6 protein-coding genes are annotated in these 18,476 nt (G+C 74.7%); 5 read left to right on the plus strand and 1 reads right to left on the minus strand.

The window, feature by feature from the left end; translation table 11 throughout:
* Positions 1–274: 274 nt before the first annotated feature.
* Complete coding sequence (locus tag ACFV0O_RS02395) at positions 275–1,219, minus strand: nitrilase-related carbon-nitrogen hydrolase (RefSeq protein ID WP_380335191.1); 945 nt, start codon at positions 1,217–1,219, stop codon at positions 275–277.
* 636 nt (positions 1,220–1,855) lie between these two features.
* Between ACFV0O_RS02395 and ACFV0O_RS02400 the strand changes: the two genes are divergently transcribed.
* From ACFV0O_RS02400 to ACFV0O_RS02420, 5 genes are all read left to right on the plus strand, one after another.
* Positions 1,856–6,106, plus strand: a complete 4,251-nt coding sequence (locus ACFV0O_RS02400) for an amino acid adenylation domain-containing protein (RefSeq protein WP_380335194.1) — start codon at positions 1,856–1,858, stop codon at positions 6,104–6,106.
* Complete coding sequence (locus ACFV0O_RS02405; protein ID WP_380335197.1) at positions 6,106–15,789, plus strand: amino acid adenylation domain-containing protein; 9,684 nt, start codon at positions 6,106–6,108, stop codon at positions 15,787–15,789. Before ACFV0O_RS02400 ends, ACFV0O_RS02405 begins: the two co-directional genes overlap by 1 nt.
* Positions 15,790–15,860: 71 nt before the next feature.
* A complete protein-coding gene (locus ACFV0O_RS02410; protein ID WP_380335200.1) occupies positions 15,861–16,910 on the plus strand; it encodes a GSCFA domain-containing protein in 1,050 nt (349 codons plus the stop codon).
* Positions 16,873–17,568, plus strand: coding sequence for a hypothetical protein (locus ACFV0O_RS02415; RefSeq protein ID WP_380335203.1), 696 nt, complete (start codon positions 16,873–16,875; stop codon positions 17,566–17,568). Before ACFV0O_RS02410 ends, ACFV0O_RS02415 begins: the two co-directional genes overlap by 38 nt.
* A gap of 31 nt (positions 17,569–17,599) precedes the next feature.
* Positions 17,600–18,472 carry a TauD/TfdA dioxygenase family protein gene (locus ACFV0O_RS02420; RefSeq protein WP_380335206.1) on the plus strand — a complete coding sequence of 291 codons (873 nt, stop codon included), beginning with the start codon at positions 17,600–17,602 and terminating at the stop codon, positions 18,470–18,472.
* Positions 18,473–18,476 lie beyond the last annotated feature (4 nt).

The following is an 18,476-nucleotide window of genomic DNA, read 5'->3' on the forward strand; positions in this document are numbered from 1 at the left end:
CCGTCCGCCAGGACGGCGTAGGCCACCAGCCGGACGTCGCCCGGTCGGTCCTCGCCGGCGTGCCCCGCGGCGTGGGGGGCCCCCCGCACCAGGCGGACGCGCACCAGACCGGCGCCGGTCTCGTCGCAGGACGACTCGATTCCGAGCACCACCGGTGGTTCCGTCATCGCACGACTCCCTTATTGCCTAGCTCTTGCAACTGCAAGAGATTAGCAAGAGGGTGCCTGGTGCTTGCTCCCGGCCGGGCGACCTGCCGCCCGGCCCGGAGTGCCGCTCAGCCGGCGGCCCGGTCGGCTGAGGCGACGGGGCCGTACAGCTCGGGGCGGCGGGTCTGCAGGAGGCCGAACTCCCGCCAGTCCCGGCACTGGTCGAGGTCGAGGTCGGCGACCAGGACGGTGGGCCGGTCGCGGGGCGCGCGGAGCACGATCCGGCCGTAGGGGTCGGAGATGAAGGACGAGCCGTAGAACGTCGACCGGCCTTCGGTGCCGATCCGGTTGGGCACGATCATGAACAGCGCGTTGGCGAGGCCGTTGGCGCTGATGGCGTGCTCCCACATGGGCCGGGTGTCGAAGCCGGGCAGGTCCACCTCGGAGCCGATGGCGGTGGGGTGGACGAGGACCTCGGCGCCGTTCAGTGCGTAGGCGCGGGCGAGTTCGGGGAACCACTCGTCCCAGCAGGTCGGGAAGCCGAAGCGGGCGCCCTGGTGGGCCACGACGGGGAAGCCGCTGTCCCCGGGGCGGAAGCACAGGTCCTCGCGGTACCCGGGGAAGGCCGGGATGTGGTTCTTGCGCGTGCGGCCGACGAGTTCGCCGTCCCGGTCGACGCAGACGGCCGTGTTGTAGCCGAGCCCGCCGTCCTCGGCGCACTCGTAGAGGGACGCGTGGACGCTGATGCCGAGACCCGTGGCCAGTTCGGCGGCGAGGCGGACGGTGGGCCCGGTCTGGACGTCCTCCAGGTAGCGGGCGGCGCCGTCCGCCATCGGGTCGTCGGTGTTGCAGAAGTAGGGGCTGCGGGTCAGCTCGGGCAGGCACACCACCGTCGCACCCTGCGCCGCGGCGAGGGCCACGCCCTCACGCAGCCGGTCGTCGTGCTCGTTCGGGTCGCTGTACCAGAGCATCTGCACGAGTCCGACGCGCAGCGGCTCGCGTTCGGCGGGCTTGGTGCGGCCGGGGGAGCCGAGGGGGGAGCCGAAGGACGTGAGGAGGGCGTACTCGGTCACGGCCGGACCGCCTCGGACTGCGGCCGGGTCGTCCGGCCGGTGCGGGCGACGGGCCTCGCGGCGGCCGGCCGGCCGGTGGTGGTGGGCGCGGGCATGGGGGGCTCCTTCGGTGTGTGTGGGGGCTGTTCACCTGCGTCAAGCTGGCTGAAATTTCAGTCAGGACCGTCGGCGTGAAGAGGAATGTAGCCCTTGCCGGAACGTTCCGGCAAGGGCCGGCCCGGCCCGGGAGCGCGGCACTCCGACGACGGGCGCTCCCGTGGCGGGCCGCTCCGGCGCTCCTACGCGTCCGTCGACAGCAATCGACAGCGACCGGCAGCGATCGACAGCGATCGGGCCGGGAGCGATCGGGAGTGATCGGGAGTGATCTGGAGAAGAGGCCTCCGGCTCTTGCCTCCGGCCGAGTAAGTGATCTTAACTATGCATCCATGGAAGCGGATCCACCGCGATCCGTCGCCGCTGACCTCGACGGCACCCCCATGCGCTGCCCCGTTCCGCCCGTCTCCCAGGGTCGCTGACCGGCCTTCACCTCGGTGCTCCGTGCCCGGTCGAAAGCGATCCGGCCGGGTGCCACCACGCACCGGCACCGCGCCGTCGACCCCGCGCTGACCACCCTCCCCCAGGAAATGAGGTCTGGCTTTGTCGGATACGCGCCACCCCCACCGCACCAGCACCGACCAGGCCGCCGCACACCCGGCGCACCCCGCGCGTCCCGTGCGCACGCCGGGCACCCCGACGGCCGACGACGGCCGGCTCGCGGAGCCGACGGCAGGACAGCAACGGCTCTGGGTGCTGTCACAGTCCGACGGCGCCAACGAGGCGTACAACGAGACCCTGGCCTTCACCCTGCACGGCCCGCTGGACCGCGCGGCGCTCGGCCGCGCGCTCGACGCACTGGTCGCCCGGCACGAGGTCCTGCGCACCCGGCTGGTCGCCACCGAAGGCGGCGTCCACCAGCTGATCGGCCCGCCCGACTCCGGCTACACCCTCGCGACGGACGACCTGACCCGGCTCCCGGACGCCGCAACGCGCGTCACGGCCCTCCAACACGCCGAAGCCGCAACGCCCTTCGACCTCGCCCGGGGCCCACTGGCCCGCGGCCGGCTGATCGCCCTGGCCGAGCACCACCACGTGCTGCTGCTGACACTGCACCACGCCGTCTTCGACGGCTGGTCCATGAACGTGATGCTGCGCGAACTCGGCACGCTGTACACGGCCTTCCGCGACGGCGCGGCGTCCCCGCTGCCGCCGCTGCCCCTGCAGTACGCCGACTACGCCCGCCGGCAGCGGGAATGGGAGTCCGGGGACGAACCGGCGGCGCAGGCCGCGTACTGGCGGGAAGCCCTGGCAGGCGCGCCGACCCTGCTCGAACTGCCCACCGACCACCCCCGCCCGCCGGTGCAGGACCACCGCGGCGGCCGGGTGCCCGTCGCCCTCGACGGCGAACTCGGCGCCGCCCTCAAGGCGCTCGCACGGCAGCAGGGCGGCACGCTGTTCTCGGCCGTCCTGGCCGGCTGGTCCGTGGTGCTGTCGCGGCTGACCGGCCAGCGCGACGTCGTCATCGGCGTCCCGACCGCGAACCGCCACCGCGGCGCCTACTCCGACCTCATCGGGTTCTTCGTCAACTCCCTGGCCGTGCGCGTCGACCTGTCGGACTCGCCGACCGGATCGGCCGTGCTGAAGCAGGTGCGCGGCACGCTGCGCGACGCCCTGAAACACCAGGACCTGCCGTTCGAGCAGGTGGTGGAACTGGTCAACCCGCCGCGCAGCACCGCCCACCCGCCGCTGTTCCAGACCATGGTCGCCTGGCAGCCCTCCCGGAGGAACCTGCTGGACCTGCCCGGGATCGAGGCGGAGCCGCTCGCCATCCCCTACGCCGGGGCCAAGTTCGACCTGGCCCTGTCGCTGTCCGAGGAGGACGACGGCCGGGTGGTCGGCCATCTCGACTACGCCGGCGCGCTGTTCGACCACGCCACGGCCGAGCGGTACGCGGGCTACCTGCACCGGGTGCTGACCGGACTCGTCGACCGGCCCGACCTGGGCGTGGACGACCTGGAGCTCATGGACGAGGCGGAGCGCCGACGGGTGCTGTCGGAGTGGAGCGGCGCCGACCGGGCCCACCGGAACGGCCGCGCCGTCGCGGGCGACCGTCGGGACGAGACCGACGAGACCGACGGGACCGACGGGACCGACGAGACCACCGCCCCGGCCGGGCTGGTCGAGCGCTTCCAGGCCCAGGTCCGGACCCGCCCCACCGCTCCCGCCCTGGTCCGCGAGGGGGAGCGGCTCGACTACGCGACGCTCGGACGCCGGGTCAACCGGCTGGCGCACGCGCTGATCGCCCGCGGCGTCGGCCCGGACCAGGTGGTCGGACTGCACTGCGGACGCTCCACCGAACTGGTGGTGGGCGTCCTCGGCATCCTCACCGCGGGCGCCGCCTACCTGCCGCTCGACCCCGGCCAGCCCGTCGAGCGGCTGGCCGCGATGGTCGAGGACGCGGCACCCGCCCTGGTGCTCAGCGACACCGACGACCCGACCGGGAGCCGGCAGTCCCTGCGAGGGGTCGAGGCCGAGGCGCACCGCGACGACGCCCCGGGGACCACCGCCGGACCGAAGCACCTGGCCTACGTCATCTACACCTCGGGCTCCACCGGCCGCCCCAAGGGCGTCGCGGTGACCCGCGGCAGCGTCACCAACCTCTTCGACACCTGGCTGGCCCGGTTCGGGGCCACCCCCGGCGAGGCGGTCTCCGCCTGGTCGAGCATCGGATTCGACGCCTCCGTACACGAGTTGCTGCTGCCGCTCACCACCGGCGCCGTCCTGCACCTCGTCCCCGACGACCTGCGCGGCGACCCGGGCGAACTGCTGGCCTGGATGCGCGAACACCGCATCGTGCAGGCGTTCCTGCCGCCGTCCTACGTCAAGTGGATCGACGAGGACCCGCAGGCGTGCCTGGACGGGCTGGCGCTGCGTCAGCTGCTCACCGGGGTGGAGTCCCTCCCGGAGAAGGCGCTGCACCGCATCCGGCAGGCGCTGCCCGGCCTGCGGATCTGCTACGGCTACGGTCCGACCGAAGCCACCCTCTACAGCACCGCCTACACCGACCCGCAGCCGCTGGACCGGCAGTGCCCGATCGGCCGCCCCCTGGACAACACCCGTCTCTACCTGCTCGACCGGCGGCTCCGGCCGGTGCCGACCGGGGTGGCCGGCGAGGTCCACCTCGGCGGGGCGAGCCTCGCCCGGGGCTACCTGCACCGCCCGGACCTGACCGCCGAACGGTTCGTCGACGACCCCTTCGTGCCCGGCGAACGCCTCTACCGCACCGGCGACCTGGCCCGCTGGCTTCCCGACGGCAACGCCCAGTACCTCGGCCGCAGTGACGACCAGGTCAAACTGCGCGGCTTCCGGATCGAACCCGGGGAGGTCGAGGCCGCGCTGCTGGCCCTGCCCGGCGTGCACGAGGCGGCGGTGCTGGCCGACCGCGACGCCGCGGGCGAACTGCGCCTGGTCGCGGGCCTGGGCCGGGGCGACGCGCAGCCGCGCCCGCCGCACGAGTGGCGCGCCGCCCTGTCGCGGCGCCTGCCGGACTACATGATCCCCGCACTGTTCGTGGAACTGCCGCACCTGCCGCTCAACCGCAGCGGCAAGCTGGACCGTGCCGCGCTGCTGACCGCGGCCCGCGCCGCCACCCACACCCAGGTCAACACGGCGAGCCCGCGCGACCACGTCGAGATGGCGCTGCACACCATCTGGCGCCGGGTCCTGCTCCACCCCGGCATCGGGATATCCGACAACTTCTTCGACCTGGGCGGCACTTCCCTGTCCGCCATCAAGGTCGCCCTGGCCGTCCGCGAGGAGTTCGGCGAGACCCTGCCGATCCGCGACATCGTGCAGAACCCGACCATCGAGGCCCTGGCCGAACGGCTCCGAGCGGGGGCGTCGGGCGCACCCGACGGCAACCTGGTCGAGTTCCGCGCAGGGGACGGACGGCAGCGGGTGGTCTGCGTCCACCCGGCCGGCGGCACCGCCTTCTGCTACCTGCCGCTGGCCGCGGCGCTGCCCGACCACGTCGGCGTCCTCGGCGTGCAGTCGCCCGGGATCAACCCCGGTGAGACGCCGCTTCCCACGGTCGAGGCCATGGCCGAGCACTACCTGTCCCTGGTCGACCCCCGGCCGGACGAGTCACTGGTGCTGTGCGGACTCTCCTACGGCGGCCTGGTCGCCCACGAGATGGGGCGCCGACTGGCCCTGGCCGGGCACACCCGGCTCAGCGTGGTGATGCTCGACACCCACGGGACCGAGGACGCGGAGGAACTCGCCGCGATCGAGCCCGTGGACATGGCGGACTTCCGCGACAAGCTCATCAGGTTCAACGGCATGTACCCGGGGATCGAGGACGAGCAGATCGACCGGTACTTCCGCATCTACAACCACAACCGGATGACCGCCCGCGACTACCGGGCGCAGCCCACGGCGGCCCGGCTGGTGCTGGTCGAGGCGGCCGGGGACGGAACCGGGGACGGATCCCCGGAGCAGGACGAGTCGCAGGCGGAGGGGCAGGCCCAGGCCCAGACCCAGGAGCAGGCGGGTGACGTGCGCGCGTTCTGGACGCCGCGGGCCGGCGGCGGTCTGCTGGTCGAGCCGGTCGCCTGCGGCCACTGGGACCTGCTGGAGAGCGCGGCGGTGCCCCGGATCGCCGCGCTGATCACGGCCGAACTGGACCGCGTCCCGGGCTCCCCACCGCCGTCCCCGTCCCCGTCCCCGTCCCCGTCCCCGGTCCCGGTCCCGGCCCCGGCCTCGATCCCGGCCCCGGCCGTGCCCGCAGCCGGACACCCGGCCGCCGGATCCGCCGCGTCCGCCGCGTCCGCCACGTCCGCCGGGGAGGCCTGATGCGTGCCGAGAACGCCGTACCCGTCACACCCCCTGCCACCGGCCTGGCCCGGGCCGTGCACGAGCAGGCGCTGCGCACCCCGCAGGCCCCCGCGCTGGTCGACGGCGACGTCCGGCTGGACTACACCGGCCTCGACACCGCCGCCGCGGCCGTGGCCCACGGGCTGCGCCGGGCCGGTGTCCGGCCCGGCCAGGCGGTGGCCGTCTGCCTGCCGCGCTCCTGGCAGCTCGTCTGCGCCATGCTGGGCGTCCTGCGGCTCGGCGCCCGGGTCGTCCCGCTGGACGCGCAGAGCCCGGCGGAACGCCGGCGCCACATCCTGACCGACTCGTCCAGCGTGGCACTGATCCACGGCGGCACGGCCCCCGACGACCTGCCGGGCCGGGTGCGTCCGCTGGCGGCGGCGGCGCTGCTCGCGGCCGGACCCGGCGACCCCACGGAGGTCTTCACCGGGGCGCCGGTCTCCTTCCTCTTCTACACCTCCGGCACGACGGGCCGCCCCAAGGGCGTCGAGGTACGGGACGCCGGCATCCTGCGGCTGGCGGCACCCGGGTACATCGGCATCACGGAGGGCGCGCGCTATGCCTGCCTGTCCAATCCGGCGTTCGACGCCCTCAGCTTCGAGGTCTGGGTGCCGCTGCTGACCGGCGGCTGCTGCGTCGTCCTCGGCGACGAGGCCGTCCAGACACCGCACCGGCTGGCCGCCGCCCTGCTGCGGGAGCGCATCGACACGGCCTTCGTCACGGTGGCCCTGTTCAACGCGGTGGTGGACACCGAGCCGTCCTGCTTCGCCGGGGTCGGACAGCTGCTGGTCGGCGGCGAGCAGCTCAACGCCCGGCTGATCCGCCGCTGGTACCGGCACAACGCGGCGGCCCCCACCCGGCTGTACAACGTCTACGGCCCCACCGAGGCCACCACCTTCGCGCTGTGCCACCCCATCCCGCGCGACTTCGACGGTGACCTGGTCCCGATCGGACGGGAGCTGCCGCAGACCGAAGCCCTGCTGGTGGTCCCGGACGGCGGACGGACCGCATCGGCCGGCGAGGTGGCCGAACTCCACCTGGCCGGTGCGGCCCTCGCGGCCGGCTACCGCAACCTGCCCGAGGAGACGGAGCGCCGCTTCGTCCGGCTGCCCTGGCACGACGGCGGCCGCACGCCGTACTACCGCACCGGAGACCTGGTGCGCGCCGACGCAGACGGCCGGATCGCGTACGTCGGGCGCGCCGACCGGCAGGTGAAGGTCCGCGGCTTCCGGATCGAACCCGGCGAGCTGGAGCGGCAGATCGTCACGCACCCGGCGGTGCGGCAGGCGTACGTCTGCACCCGCCGGGTCGGCGAGCACGGCCCGAACGAGCTGCTGGCCTACGTCGTCCTCGGGGAGGAGATCCCGTTCGAGGAGTTCGACCGCCATCTGGCGGCCGGACTGCCCGCCTACATGAGACCCCATCACATCCACCTCGTGGACGCGCTCCCGCTGACCGCCAACGGCAAGGTCGACCGGGACGCACTGCTGCGCCGGGACGACCGGCCCTGGCGCCGCCCGGACGGCGACCGTCCGGACACCGGGGCCACCACCACCCTCCAACAGGAGGTCCTGGACCTGGCGGCCGAGGTGCTCGGCGTACCGGACCTGCGGCTGGACGACCGCTGGATCGCCTGCGGCGGCGACTCGCTCAAAGCCCTGAGGCTGCGCTTCGAGGCACGCCGGCGCTGGGGCTGCGACCTGCCCCAGGCACGGGTGCTGACCGGGGACCTGGCCGCGATCGCCCGGGCCGTCGCCGAAGCCGGACCCGCCGCCGACTCGCCGTACCCGGCCCCGCCCGCCCCCACCCGGGCACGCTCGGCGCCCGCCACCAGCGAGCAGCAGCGCCTGTGGCTGCTGCAGCAGCGGGCACCGCGCTCCCGCGCCTACGCCGTGGAGCTGGCCTTCCGCCTGGACGGAACGGTCGACGCCGACGCGCTGCACGCCGCGCTGCAGGCGCTGGTGCGGCACCACGCGGCCCTGCGCACGGCCTTCGAGGCCACGCCCGAGGGCCTGCGCCAGACCGTCGGGGAGCCCTACGACCCGTGGACCGGACCCGGCCCCGAGGCGGCCGACGTCGCCGGTGGGGACGGCGCCGGTGGGGACGGCGCGCGCGCCGCGGCCGACGGCTTCTTCGCCGAGCCGTTCGACCTCGCCGACCCCCGGATGCTGCGCGCCCGCTGGCTGCCGCAGGACGGCGGCGGCGTGCTGCTGCTCCACCTGCACCACATCGCGGTCGACGGCTGGTCGCTCAACGTCCTGCTGGCGGACCTGTCGTCCGGCTACCGGCAGGCGATCGTCGGAGCTGCGGAGGCTTCGTCCCCCACTCCCGTCCCCACCCCGCTGGACTACGCGGCCTGGCAGGCCGACTGGTTCGCCGGCCCCGCCTACCCGGCCCAGCGCGCCGAACTGCGGGCCCACTACGCCCGCGCCGACGAGGACGCCGACCGGGACCGGACGGACCCGACCGGTACTGCCGCCTTCCCCCCGGCCCGCCTGCTGCACACCTCCCTCGACGTCGTGCGGCGCGCCGCCGTGGACCGGCTCTGCGCCGACCTGGGCATGACCCGTTTCGAGGTGCTGCTCGGCGTGTTCGCCTGGAGCCTGTACGGCGTGACCGGCGGGACCGGCCCGCGGATCGCCGCGCCGGTGGCCAACCGGCCGGTCCAGGAGTTCGAGGCCAGCGTCGGCATGTTCGCCAACACCGTGCTGCTGCCGCAGGCCGTCACGCCCCGCGAGGACCTGCGCGCCCAGCTGCTGCGCCTGGGCGCCGACGCCCGCCGGGTGCTGGACCGTCAGCACGTCGCGCTGGCCGACGTCCTGGCCGACCGGGAGCCGGCCACCGGAGCCGACTCCCCGTTCGACTACCTCTTCGTACTGGAGAACACCGACTTCGCCGCGCTGGCCCTGCCCGGCTGCGCCTCCCGCCCGCTGTGGAGGGCCCCGGCCGAGGCCAAGTGCCCGATGACGCTGTCCGTGGTCGAGCACGAGGGCGGCCTCGACTGCCTGTGGGAGTACGCCGACGACCGCTTCGACGCCGACGAGGTCGCGGCGATGGCGGTCCTGTTCCGGCGGGGCCTGGACCTGCTCGCCGACGGCGGGACGGCGACCCCGGCCGAACTCGCCGCACCCTACCGCCGCCGACTGCCCCAACCCGGGCGCGGCACCGCGACCACGCCGACCTGGACGACGGTGGCCGAGGGCTTCGCCCGGCAGGTCGCCCGCACACCCGACGCACCGGCGCTGATGTCCGAAGGCCGGTCGGTGAGTTACGCCGCGCTCGACGCCCACGCGGCGGCGCTCGCCGCCGAACTGCGGGCCGCCCACCCGCTGCCGGAGCAGGACGACCGTCCGTGCTGCGTCGCGCTACACCTGCCGCCGTCGGTCGAGCACGTGGTGGCGCTGCTGGCACTGGCCCGGCTCAACGTGACCATCGTGCCCCTGGACCCGTCCTACCCGCCGGCCCTGCGCCGGCAGGTACTGGACCAGGTGGAACCGGTGTGCGTGCTGCTCCCGCCGGACGGCGACCCGGAGTTCGACGCCGTCGACCCGGGCCGCATCGCGCGCCACCCGGTGGTGCTGTCACCTGCCTCGCCCGACCCGGCCACCGCCACGGCCACCGCCACCGCCGGTACCTCCACCGCCGGAACGGCTACCGCCGGCCCGGCGCACCGCGGCGCCCGGCCGCTCTACACCCTGTTCACCTCGGGCTCCACCGGCGTTCCCAAGGGCGTTCAGGTCTCCGACCGCACCCTGTGCAACCTGGTGCAGTGGCAGGCGGAAGCGGGAGGGCTGGCCGGCCCGGCGGTCACCCAGCAGTTCTCCATGCTCTCCTTCGACGTGTCCTTCCAGGAGGTCTTCGGGACGCTGTGCGGCGGCGGCCTCCTCCACCTCGTGCGGCCCGGCTGGCGGCAGGACGCCCCCGCGCTGCTGGAGCAGCTGGAGACGGCCGGCGTCGAGCGCGTCTTCATGCCCTACGTGGCACTCCAACTCCTCGCCGAACACGGCGTCCACCTGGGCCGCTATCCGTCGCGGCTGAAGGACGTGGTCACCGCCGGCGAGCAGCTGGTGTGCACCGAGGCGATCCGCCGCTGGTTCGCGGGCCTGCCGGGCGCCCGGCTGTTCAACCACTACGGCCCCACCGAGACGCACGTGGTGAGCAGCCTGTGCCTGGACGGCGATCCGGACCGCTGGCCGGAGCGTCCCGCCATCGGCCGGCCGGTGGCCAACGCGGTGCTCACGGTGGTCGACGAGGCCGATGAGCCCGTCCCGCCCGGCCGCCCCGGCGCCCTGCTGATCGGCGGCACGATGGCCGCGCGCTGCTACCTGGGCGACCCGGCGCTCGACGACGCCCGCTTCGTCGAGCTGCCCGGCCTCGGCCTGTGCTACCGCAGCGGCGACCGGGCCCGCTTCGACCGGCAGGGACTGCTGCACTTCCTGGGCCGGGACGATGACCAGATCAAACTGAGCGGACACCGCCTCGAACTCGGCCAGGTCGAGGCGGCCCTGCTGCGGCACCCGGACGTCGTCAACGCCGTCGTGGTCCGCGACGGCGACGACCTGGTGGCCTGCCTGCAGTGCCGCGGGGAGGCGCCCACGGTTCGGGAGCTCACCGCGCACCTGGCACCGATCCTGCCCGGCCACGTCCGGATCGCCCGCTTCCGCGTGCTGGGGGAACTGCCCAGGACCCCCAGCGGCAAGCTCGACCGCCGGGGCGCCCTGCGCTCCGCCGGGCGGGAACTGCTCCGGCCGACGGCCCGCGGCATCGGCCTGTCCGCACGCGAAGCCCAGCTGACCGTGGCGTTCGAGACGGTCACCGGTGCGGCGATCGACCCGGGACAGACCTTCTTCGAGGCCGGAGCCTCCAGCCTGGGGCTGATGCGCTTCCAGCTCCACTGCACCACCGCACTGGGCCTGCGCTTCACCGTCGCCGACCTGTTCGAACACGTCACCGTGCGGGCGCTGGCCGACTTCCTGGACCGCTCGGCACCGGCCGCCGACACCGCTGTGTCGACCTCTGTGGTGACCGTGGTGCCGGCCGGCGTCGCCGGATATATCGGTGCCACCGGATACATCGGTGCCACCGGACGGCTCGTCGCCGACGCACCGGTCGCCGCTGAGGAAGCGTTTGCCGCCGGTGGGCCGATCGCCGAGGACGAGCCGATCGCGGTCGTCGGGATGGCGGTACGCCTTCCGGGCGCCGCCGACCTCGCCGCGTTCTGGCGGATGGTCACCACGGGCGGCATCGGCATCGAGCACTTCGACGCCGCCGACGGCCTGGTCGGGGCGCGCAGCCAGCTGGACGGCCCGCTGGCCTTCGACCCGGACCACTTCGGCATCAGCCGGCAGGAGGCCCGGCTGATGGACCCCCAGCAACGACACCTGCTGATGAGCTGTGTCGAGGCACTGGCACACGCCGGCATCGCCGATCCGTCCGGCCGGCGCGTCGGCCTGGTCGCCGGGGCCGGCGAGAACACCTACTTCCAGTCCATGCTCCGCGAGGCCGACCCCGAACGCCTGCCCGACGTCTTCCAGTTGGCCCTGCACCACGACAAGGACTACCTCGCCACCAAGGCGGCCTACCACCTCGGGCTGACCGGTCCCGCCTTCACCACCCAGGCGGCCTGCGCCAGTTCGCTGGTCGCCGTCCACGTCGCCGCCGGGCTGCTGCGCCAGGGCGATGCCGAGGTGATGCTGGCGGGCGGCGTCCTGGTCGACCCGACCCTGACCGGCGGATACCGGTACCAGCCGCAGCACATCTTCTCCGTGGACGGCCTCTGCCGGCCCTTCAGCGACGACGCGAGCGGCACCATCGGCGCGAGCGGCGTCGGCGTGGTGGTGCTCAAGCCGCTCCGCCTGGCCCGCCGCGACGGCGACACCGTCTACGCCCTGATCACCGGCTCGGCGGTGAACAACGACGGCTCCGACAAGCTCAGTTACAGCGCCCCCTCGCTCGCCGGGCAACGCGAGGTGATCCGGGCCGCCCTGCGCCGCAGCGGCCGCAGCGGCGCCGACCTCGGCTACGTCGAGGCCCACGGCACCGCCACCCGGCTCGGCGACCCGGTCGAGGTCGGCGCCCTGCGCCAGGCCTTCGACCTGGACCGGTCCGGCCACTGCGCGCTGACCTCGGTCAAGAGCCAGATAGGACACCTGGGCGCGGCGGCGGGCGTGGTCGGACTGGTACGGGCCGCGCTCGCGGTCCACCACGGCGTCATCCCGCCCAACGTCGGCTTCCACGCCCTCAATCCGCAGCTCGGCGCCGACCCGACGCCGTTCTACGTCCCCACCGAGGCCCGGCCCTGGCCCACCGACCGGGACAGGATCGCGGCGGTCAGCAGCTTCGGGATCGGCGGCACCAACGCCCATGTGGTGCTGGAGGCCGACAGACCGGCCCCGGGGACGGCGGAGGAAGCCGGAGCCGGCCCCGAGGCGGGCAAAGCGGGCCTGACGGCGGCCGACACGGCAGCGGACACCTCCGTGCTCCCCTGCCTGGTGCTCTCCGGCAGCAGCGAAGCGGGCCTGCGCGCCGACGCCGCCCGGATCGCCGACTACCTGGCGGCCCGTCCGGCCGCCTACCCGCAGGTGCTGCGCCACCTCCGGGCGGGCCGTCCCGCGCGCCGCCGCCGGCTGGCGGCGGTCTGCCCCGACGCCTCCACCGCCGTGGCCTGGCTGCGCGACGCGGGCCCGATCACCGACGCCGGACCGGGGGACACCCGGACCGGAACGGGGGACACCCCGAGCGGAACAGGCCACACCCGGTACGGGCCGGCGGTCCCGGGCGAAGGCCTCACCGCCGAGGAGACGGCCGCCGCCTGGCTGTCCGGCGAGCGGATCGGCCGTCCCGCCGGCCCGGCCCAGGCGCCGTGGGACTTCCCGCCACCGGCCTTCGAGCTGACGGAGTTCGACTTCCCCCGCGCCGCAGCGGCACCGGACCGCTCCGGTCCGGCCGCCGCCGTTCCGTCGCGCCTCCCGGAGCACGCCTGGCTGCACCAGCCGCACTGGGCACGGCTGCGCCGCGCGGGCACCGCGATCGGCGCGCGCAGCTCCCGGCTGCTGGTGCTGCTCACCGACGGACCGGCACCCCCGGACGCGGTCCGCGCCTTCGAGGCCGCCTACGCCCGGGTGGTGCGGGTCAGCGCCGCCGGGGCGTTCGCCCGGCGCGGTGAGGACGTCTACGAGGTCGATCCGGCCGATCCGGCCTCGCTCGGCCGGCTCCTCGACGCGCTGACGGGTGCGGGCGCGGGTGTGGGCGCGGCCCTCGGTGCGGGCGACACCGGCTCCGCGGGCACCGGCTCCGAGCGCGACACCGGAATCGACTGGCTGCACGCGCTGCCGCTGGGCATCGGCGGTCCGGTCGGCCGGGACAGCCTGGCCCGGGCCCGCTGGGCCTGTCTGGACACTCCGGCCGCCCTGGTGCGCGCCGTGGCCGAGGCCGCCGGGCCGCTGCGGCTGAGGCCGTGGTGGCTGTCGTACGGGGCGCGGCCGGTGGACGGCCCGGTCCGGCGGCCGGAGGCCGGCCTGCTGGCGGGCGCCGCCGAGGTGGCGCCGCAGGAGGGCGCTGCGGACGGCCACTGGATCGACCTGCCTGACGCCGACCCCGCCCACTGGGCCGCGCCGCTGGCCGCCCTGCTGGCCGGGGCCGCCACGACGGCGCCGGACGCGGTGACGGCCGGACCACCGCCCGCGGCCGCGGGCGGACTCCCGCGCCGGCTGGCCCTGCGCCGGGGCCACTGGTGGGAACAGGTCGCGCTGCCGGTCTCCGCGACCGGCCCCGGCCCCGTCGGGCTGCCCGCCGGAGGCGTGCACCTGGTCCTGGGCGGCACCGGCGGGATCGGCCGCAGTGTCGCCGCGTGGCTGCTGGAGCGCGGCGCCGCGCGGGTGCTGCTGCTGGCGCGGCGGCCCCGGCTGCCGGAGGAGCTGATGCCCTGGGTCGACCGGGTCGAGTTGGTCGACGCCGATCTCGCCGAGTCGGCGCCCGAGGAGATCGCGGCCCGCATCGGCCGGCGCACCGGCCGCCTCGACGGCGTGGTCCACGCCGCCGGGGTCGCGAACGGCGGCCTGATCGCCCGGCGCGACGCCGGGGCGATGTGGCGCGGCTCCGCCGCCAAGCTGCAGGGCGCCCTGCTGGTCGAGCAGTTGATCGAGCGCTACCGGCCGTCGGTGGCGGTGTACTGCTCGTCGATGTCCGCTGAGCTGGGCGGCGTCGGCCAGTTCGACTACGCGGCCGCCAACAGCCTGCTCGACGGCTTCGCGCAGTACCGGTCCGGCGAGGCCGAGACCACGGTCCGGCTGGGTGTGAACTGGGACGTGTGGAGCGAGGCCGGGATGGCGCTGCACGCGCCGCCGGCCGACGCACGCCACCGGGCCCACCTGTCGGTCGGGCTGACGGTGGCCGAGGGCAAGCAGGTGTTCGCGCGGGCCGTGGGACTGCAGCTGCCGCAGGTGCTGGTCTCCACCACCGGCCTCGACGAGTCCCGCGCGTTCTACGCGGCGCCCGCCCGGGCCGTCGTGCCGCCCGCGACCACGGCGCCCACGGCGTGGACCGGGACCACCGGAACGGCGCCCACGGCGTGGACCGGGACCACCGGAGCCACGCCGGTGCCCGCCGGCGGCGGTACCGCGGCGGCCGAGGCGGCTCGCGGGAGCGCAGCCGTCCTGCTCGGCGACTGGCTGTGCGACTGGCTGGACCTCGACCACGTCGACCCCGACGCCCCGCTCTACGACCTGGGCGTCGACTCGCTGACCCTGCTCGACCTGATCGGCCTGGTGAAACGTCACTTCGACGTCGAGCTTGAACTGACCCGGCTCAGCCACCGGGTCTCCCTCTCCGAGATCCTGACCCGGCTGGCGGAGGCGGCGTCCGTCGGCAGTGCCGGTGCGGACGACGTGGTCCCCGAGGTCTGGCAGCAGGGCACCGGAGACGACGTGCTCTGCCTGGTGCACCCCGTCGGCGGCGACATCCAGGCCTACCGGTCCCTGGTGTCGGCCCTGGGCCCCCGGCTGACCGTCTGCCTGATCGCCGACCCCGCGCTGGCGCGGCCCGGGACGGCGGACTGGAGCCTGGCCGAGCGGGCGCGCCGCTACGCCGCCGCCCTGCGAGCGCGCTTCGCGGACGACACCCACCGGCTGCACCTGGCCGGCTGGTCCTTCGGCGCCTGGGCGGCGATGGGGATGGCGGCGCAGGCGGAGGCGATCGGCCGTCCGGTGCACGGCCTCCACCTGATCGATCCGCCGGCGCCCGGTGCCGGCGTGCGCTTCCAGGACTACGACGAGGGCCGGCTCCAGGCGGTGTTCGCGAACGAGCTGAGCCAGGGCGGGTCCGCGGTGGCCGGTCCCGAGGCGCAGGGCTACGCCGACCGCCTGGTGCGGTGCTGCCGGGCCAACCTGCGGAGCATGGCCGACCACCGGATGCCGCTGCTGAGCGCCACCCCCAGCCACCTGTGGCTGGCCGAGCGGCCGGTGGAGGGACTGCCCGCACCGGCGTCCCCGGAGGAGCAGCGGGAGCTGTGGCGCCCGCACCTGCCGGAACCCAGCACCTGGCACCGGCTGGACACCACGCACTACGGCATCGTCCGCCCGCCCCACGTGCACGCCGTGGCGGCGGCGATCGACGCGGCGACGGACGACCCGCCCGGGGGCGGCGTCGACCGTCCCCGGCCGTGACCCCGGCGCGCTCCCCGCACCGGCGGTCCCGTCCGACCCCCACCACCGTCCGACCATCGGAGACCACCCCCGTGAACCCCTACCAGTCCCTACCGGCGCGCTCGTTCTGGCGGTCCGCCGTGGCCGAGCCCGACCCGCTCGCCATCGACGAGCTGTGGACGCCCGCGTTCGAGATCGGGCAGGACGACCCGGTCCTCACCGCCGGGTCCTGCTTCGCCGCCCACATCGGCCGCGCCCTGCTGGAGCGGGGCATGAACTGGTACGACGCGGAGCCCGCCCCGCCGGGGCTGACCGAGGAGGAGCGCCGGGCGCGCCACTACGGGGTGTACTCGTTCCGCACCGGGACGATCTACACCGCCGCGGTGCTGCGGCAGTGGCTCTCCTGGGCCTTCGGCCGCACGACCCCGCCCACCGGGGCGTGGTCGGAGGACGGCCGCTATTACGACCCCTACCGCCCGTCCGTCGAACCCGGCGGCCACGCCTCGGCCGAGGAGATGCTGGCCGCCCGCGGGACGACCCTCGCCGCGATCCGCGACGCCGTCACCGAGGCCGGCTGCCTCGTCTTCACCCTGGGCCTGACCGAGGCCTGGCGGGACCGCGCCGACGGCACCGTCCTCCCGTCCTGCCCCGGTACGGTGCGCGGCACCTTCGACCCGGAGCGCCACGTCCTCCACCGGTTCACCTTCGACGAGGTGTACCGGGACCTGGCGGAGGCCGTCGCACTCGCCCGCGAGGCCAATCCGCGGCTGCGCGTCCTGCTGACCGTGTCCCCGCACCCGCTGACCGCGACCGCGACCGGCGACCACGTGCTCACCGCCAACACCCACTCCAAGTCGCTGCTGCGGACGGTGGCCGGGCAACTCACCCTGGACCTCGACGACGTCGACTACTTCCCCTCCTACGAACTCATCACCGGAATCCCGTTCCGGAGCCGGTTCTACGCCCCCAACCTGCGTGAAGTGACGCCCGAGGGCGTCGACTTCGTCATGCGCCACTTCATGACCGCACTGTCGCGGCCCACCGCCGGTCCGCGACCGGACCGGACCGGCGAGCCGTCGGCGGAGCCGAAGGGAGGGGACACCTGTGACGACGCCGTCCTCGACTACTACCGCCCCCGCTAGGTTCCTGCTGCTCGGCGACTCGCACGCGGGCCCGATCGGCCGGGCGGCGAAGGCCGCCCGGATCCCCTTCCAGGGAGGTCCGATCGGCGCCGGCCGCGAGTTCACCGACGACTTCTTCGAGCCGCGCGAACACGACGTGGTGTTCCGCAAGGCCGAGGCCGAACAGTACTACCGGGGCTTCCTGGCCGACCTGGACGTCGACGGCCTCGGACGTCTGACGGTCCCGCTGGTGTCCACCTTCGGCCTCAGCGCGCACTTCGTCGCCACCCGGGAGAACTGGCGCCTCTACCGCCACCGCGACGGCGGCTTCGCCCCGGGCTTCCTGTCCGGGCCGCTGTTCGACGCCGTCGTCCGTGCCACCGTCCGCGACGCGCTGGCCTTCTACCGCCACGCACTCGGCCTGGGCCTGCGGGTCCTGGCCGTGCTGCCGCCGCAACGGGTGCCGGAGCAGTCCGACCCGGCGGTGTTCACGGCCGCGCAGGAGACCGTCCGCAGCGCGCTCGACGCCCTCGGCGTCGAACTCGTCGACCTGCGCGCCCGCACCACCGGACCGGACGGCCTCCAACGCCCCGAGTTCTGCGAGACCGACGACGCCATCCACGGCAACCTGGCCTTCGGCCGGCTGATCCTCGCGGATCTGCTGGCCCGCGGCCTGTGACGACCTCGACCCCCCACCGCAGGAGCACGCCATGGAGCAGTACGAACTGGACGCCGTCAAGGCCGTCACCACCAGGCCCGCACACCCGTACCGGACCATCACGGTCGACCCGGTCACCCCGGTGATCGGCGCCGAGATCTCCGGCATCGACCTCTCCCAGGAGCTGCCGGCCGAGCAACTGGCCGAGGTGAAGCGGGCGTTCCTCGACCACCACGTCCTCGTCTTCCGCGACCAGCACCTCACGGACGAGGACCACAAGCGCTTCGCCGGGCACTTCGGCGAACTGCGCCCGGTCAACCCGCCCCCGGTCGACGCGGACCCGTACGTCCTGGAGATCCGCACCAGCGCCGAGGCGGAGAACGTCGCCGGCAACGGCTGGCACGCCGACGGCACCGCCGACGCCGAACCCTCGCTCGGGTCGATGCTCCACATCACCCGCGTCCCCGAACCCGGCAGCGGCGGCGACACCCTGTTCGCCAACATGCACCTCGCGTACGAGATGCTCTCCCCGACGATGCGCGAACTGCTCGACGGCCTGACCGCGATCCACGACGGCCTCGTCGCCTTCCAGGGCTACACCCCGCCCCCGGGGTACGTGATACCCAAGAACGAGCACCCGCTGGTGGTGCGCCACCCCGAGACCGGCCGCAGGATCCTCTACGTCAACAAGGCCTACACCGCGCGCATCCCCCAGCTGTCGGCCGACGAGAGCCGGGCCCTGCTCGACCTGCTGTGCGCCCTGCCCGCCCAGCGGCCCATGCTGACCTGCCGCATCCGGTGGACCCCCGACACGCTGGTGTTCTGGGACAACCGCTGCGTCCAGCACCACGCCACGTACGACTACTACCCGCACACCCGGTACGGCCGCCGGGTCGCCATCGACGGCGGACCGCTCAAGGGCTGAGCCG

Source organism: Kitasatospora sp. NPDC059577 (assembly GCF_042735475.1).
Taxonomy (GTDB): domain Bacteria; phylum Actinomycetota; class Actinomycetes; order Streptomycetales; family Streptomycetaceae; genus Kitasatospora.

What these genes read in the sequence shown, in the direction of transcription:
- ACFV0O_RS02405 (WP_380335197.1), top strand. Translation starts at nt 6,106, where the DNA reads ATGCGTGCCGAGAACGCCGTACCCGTCACACCCCCTGCCACCGGCCTG.
- ACFV0O_RS02420 (WP_380335206.1), top strand. Translation starts at nt 17,600, where the DNA reads ATGGAGCAGTACGAACTGGACGCCGTCAAGGCCGTCACCACCAGGCCC.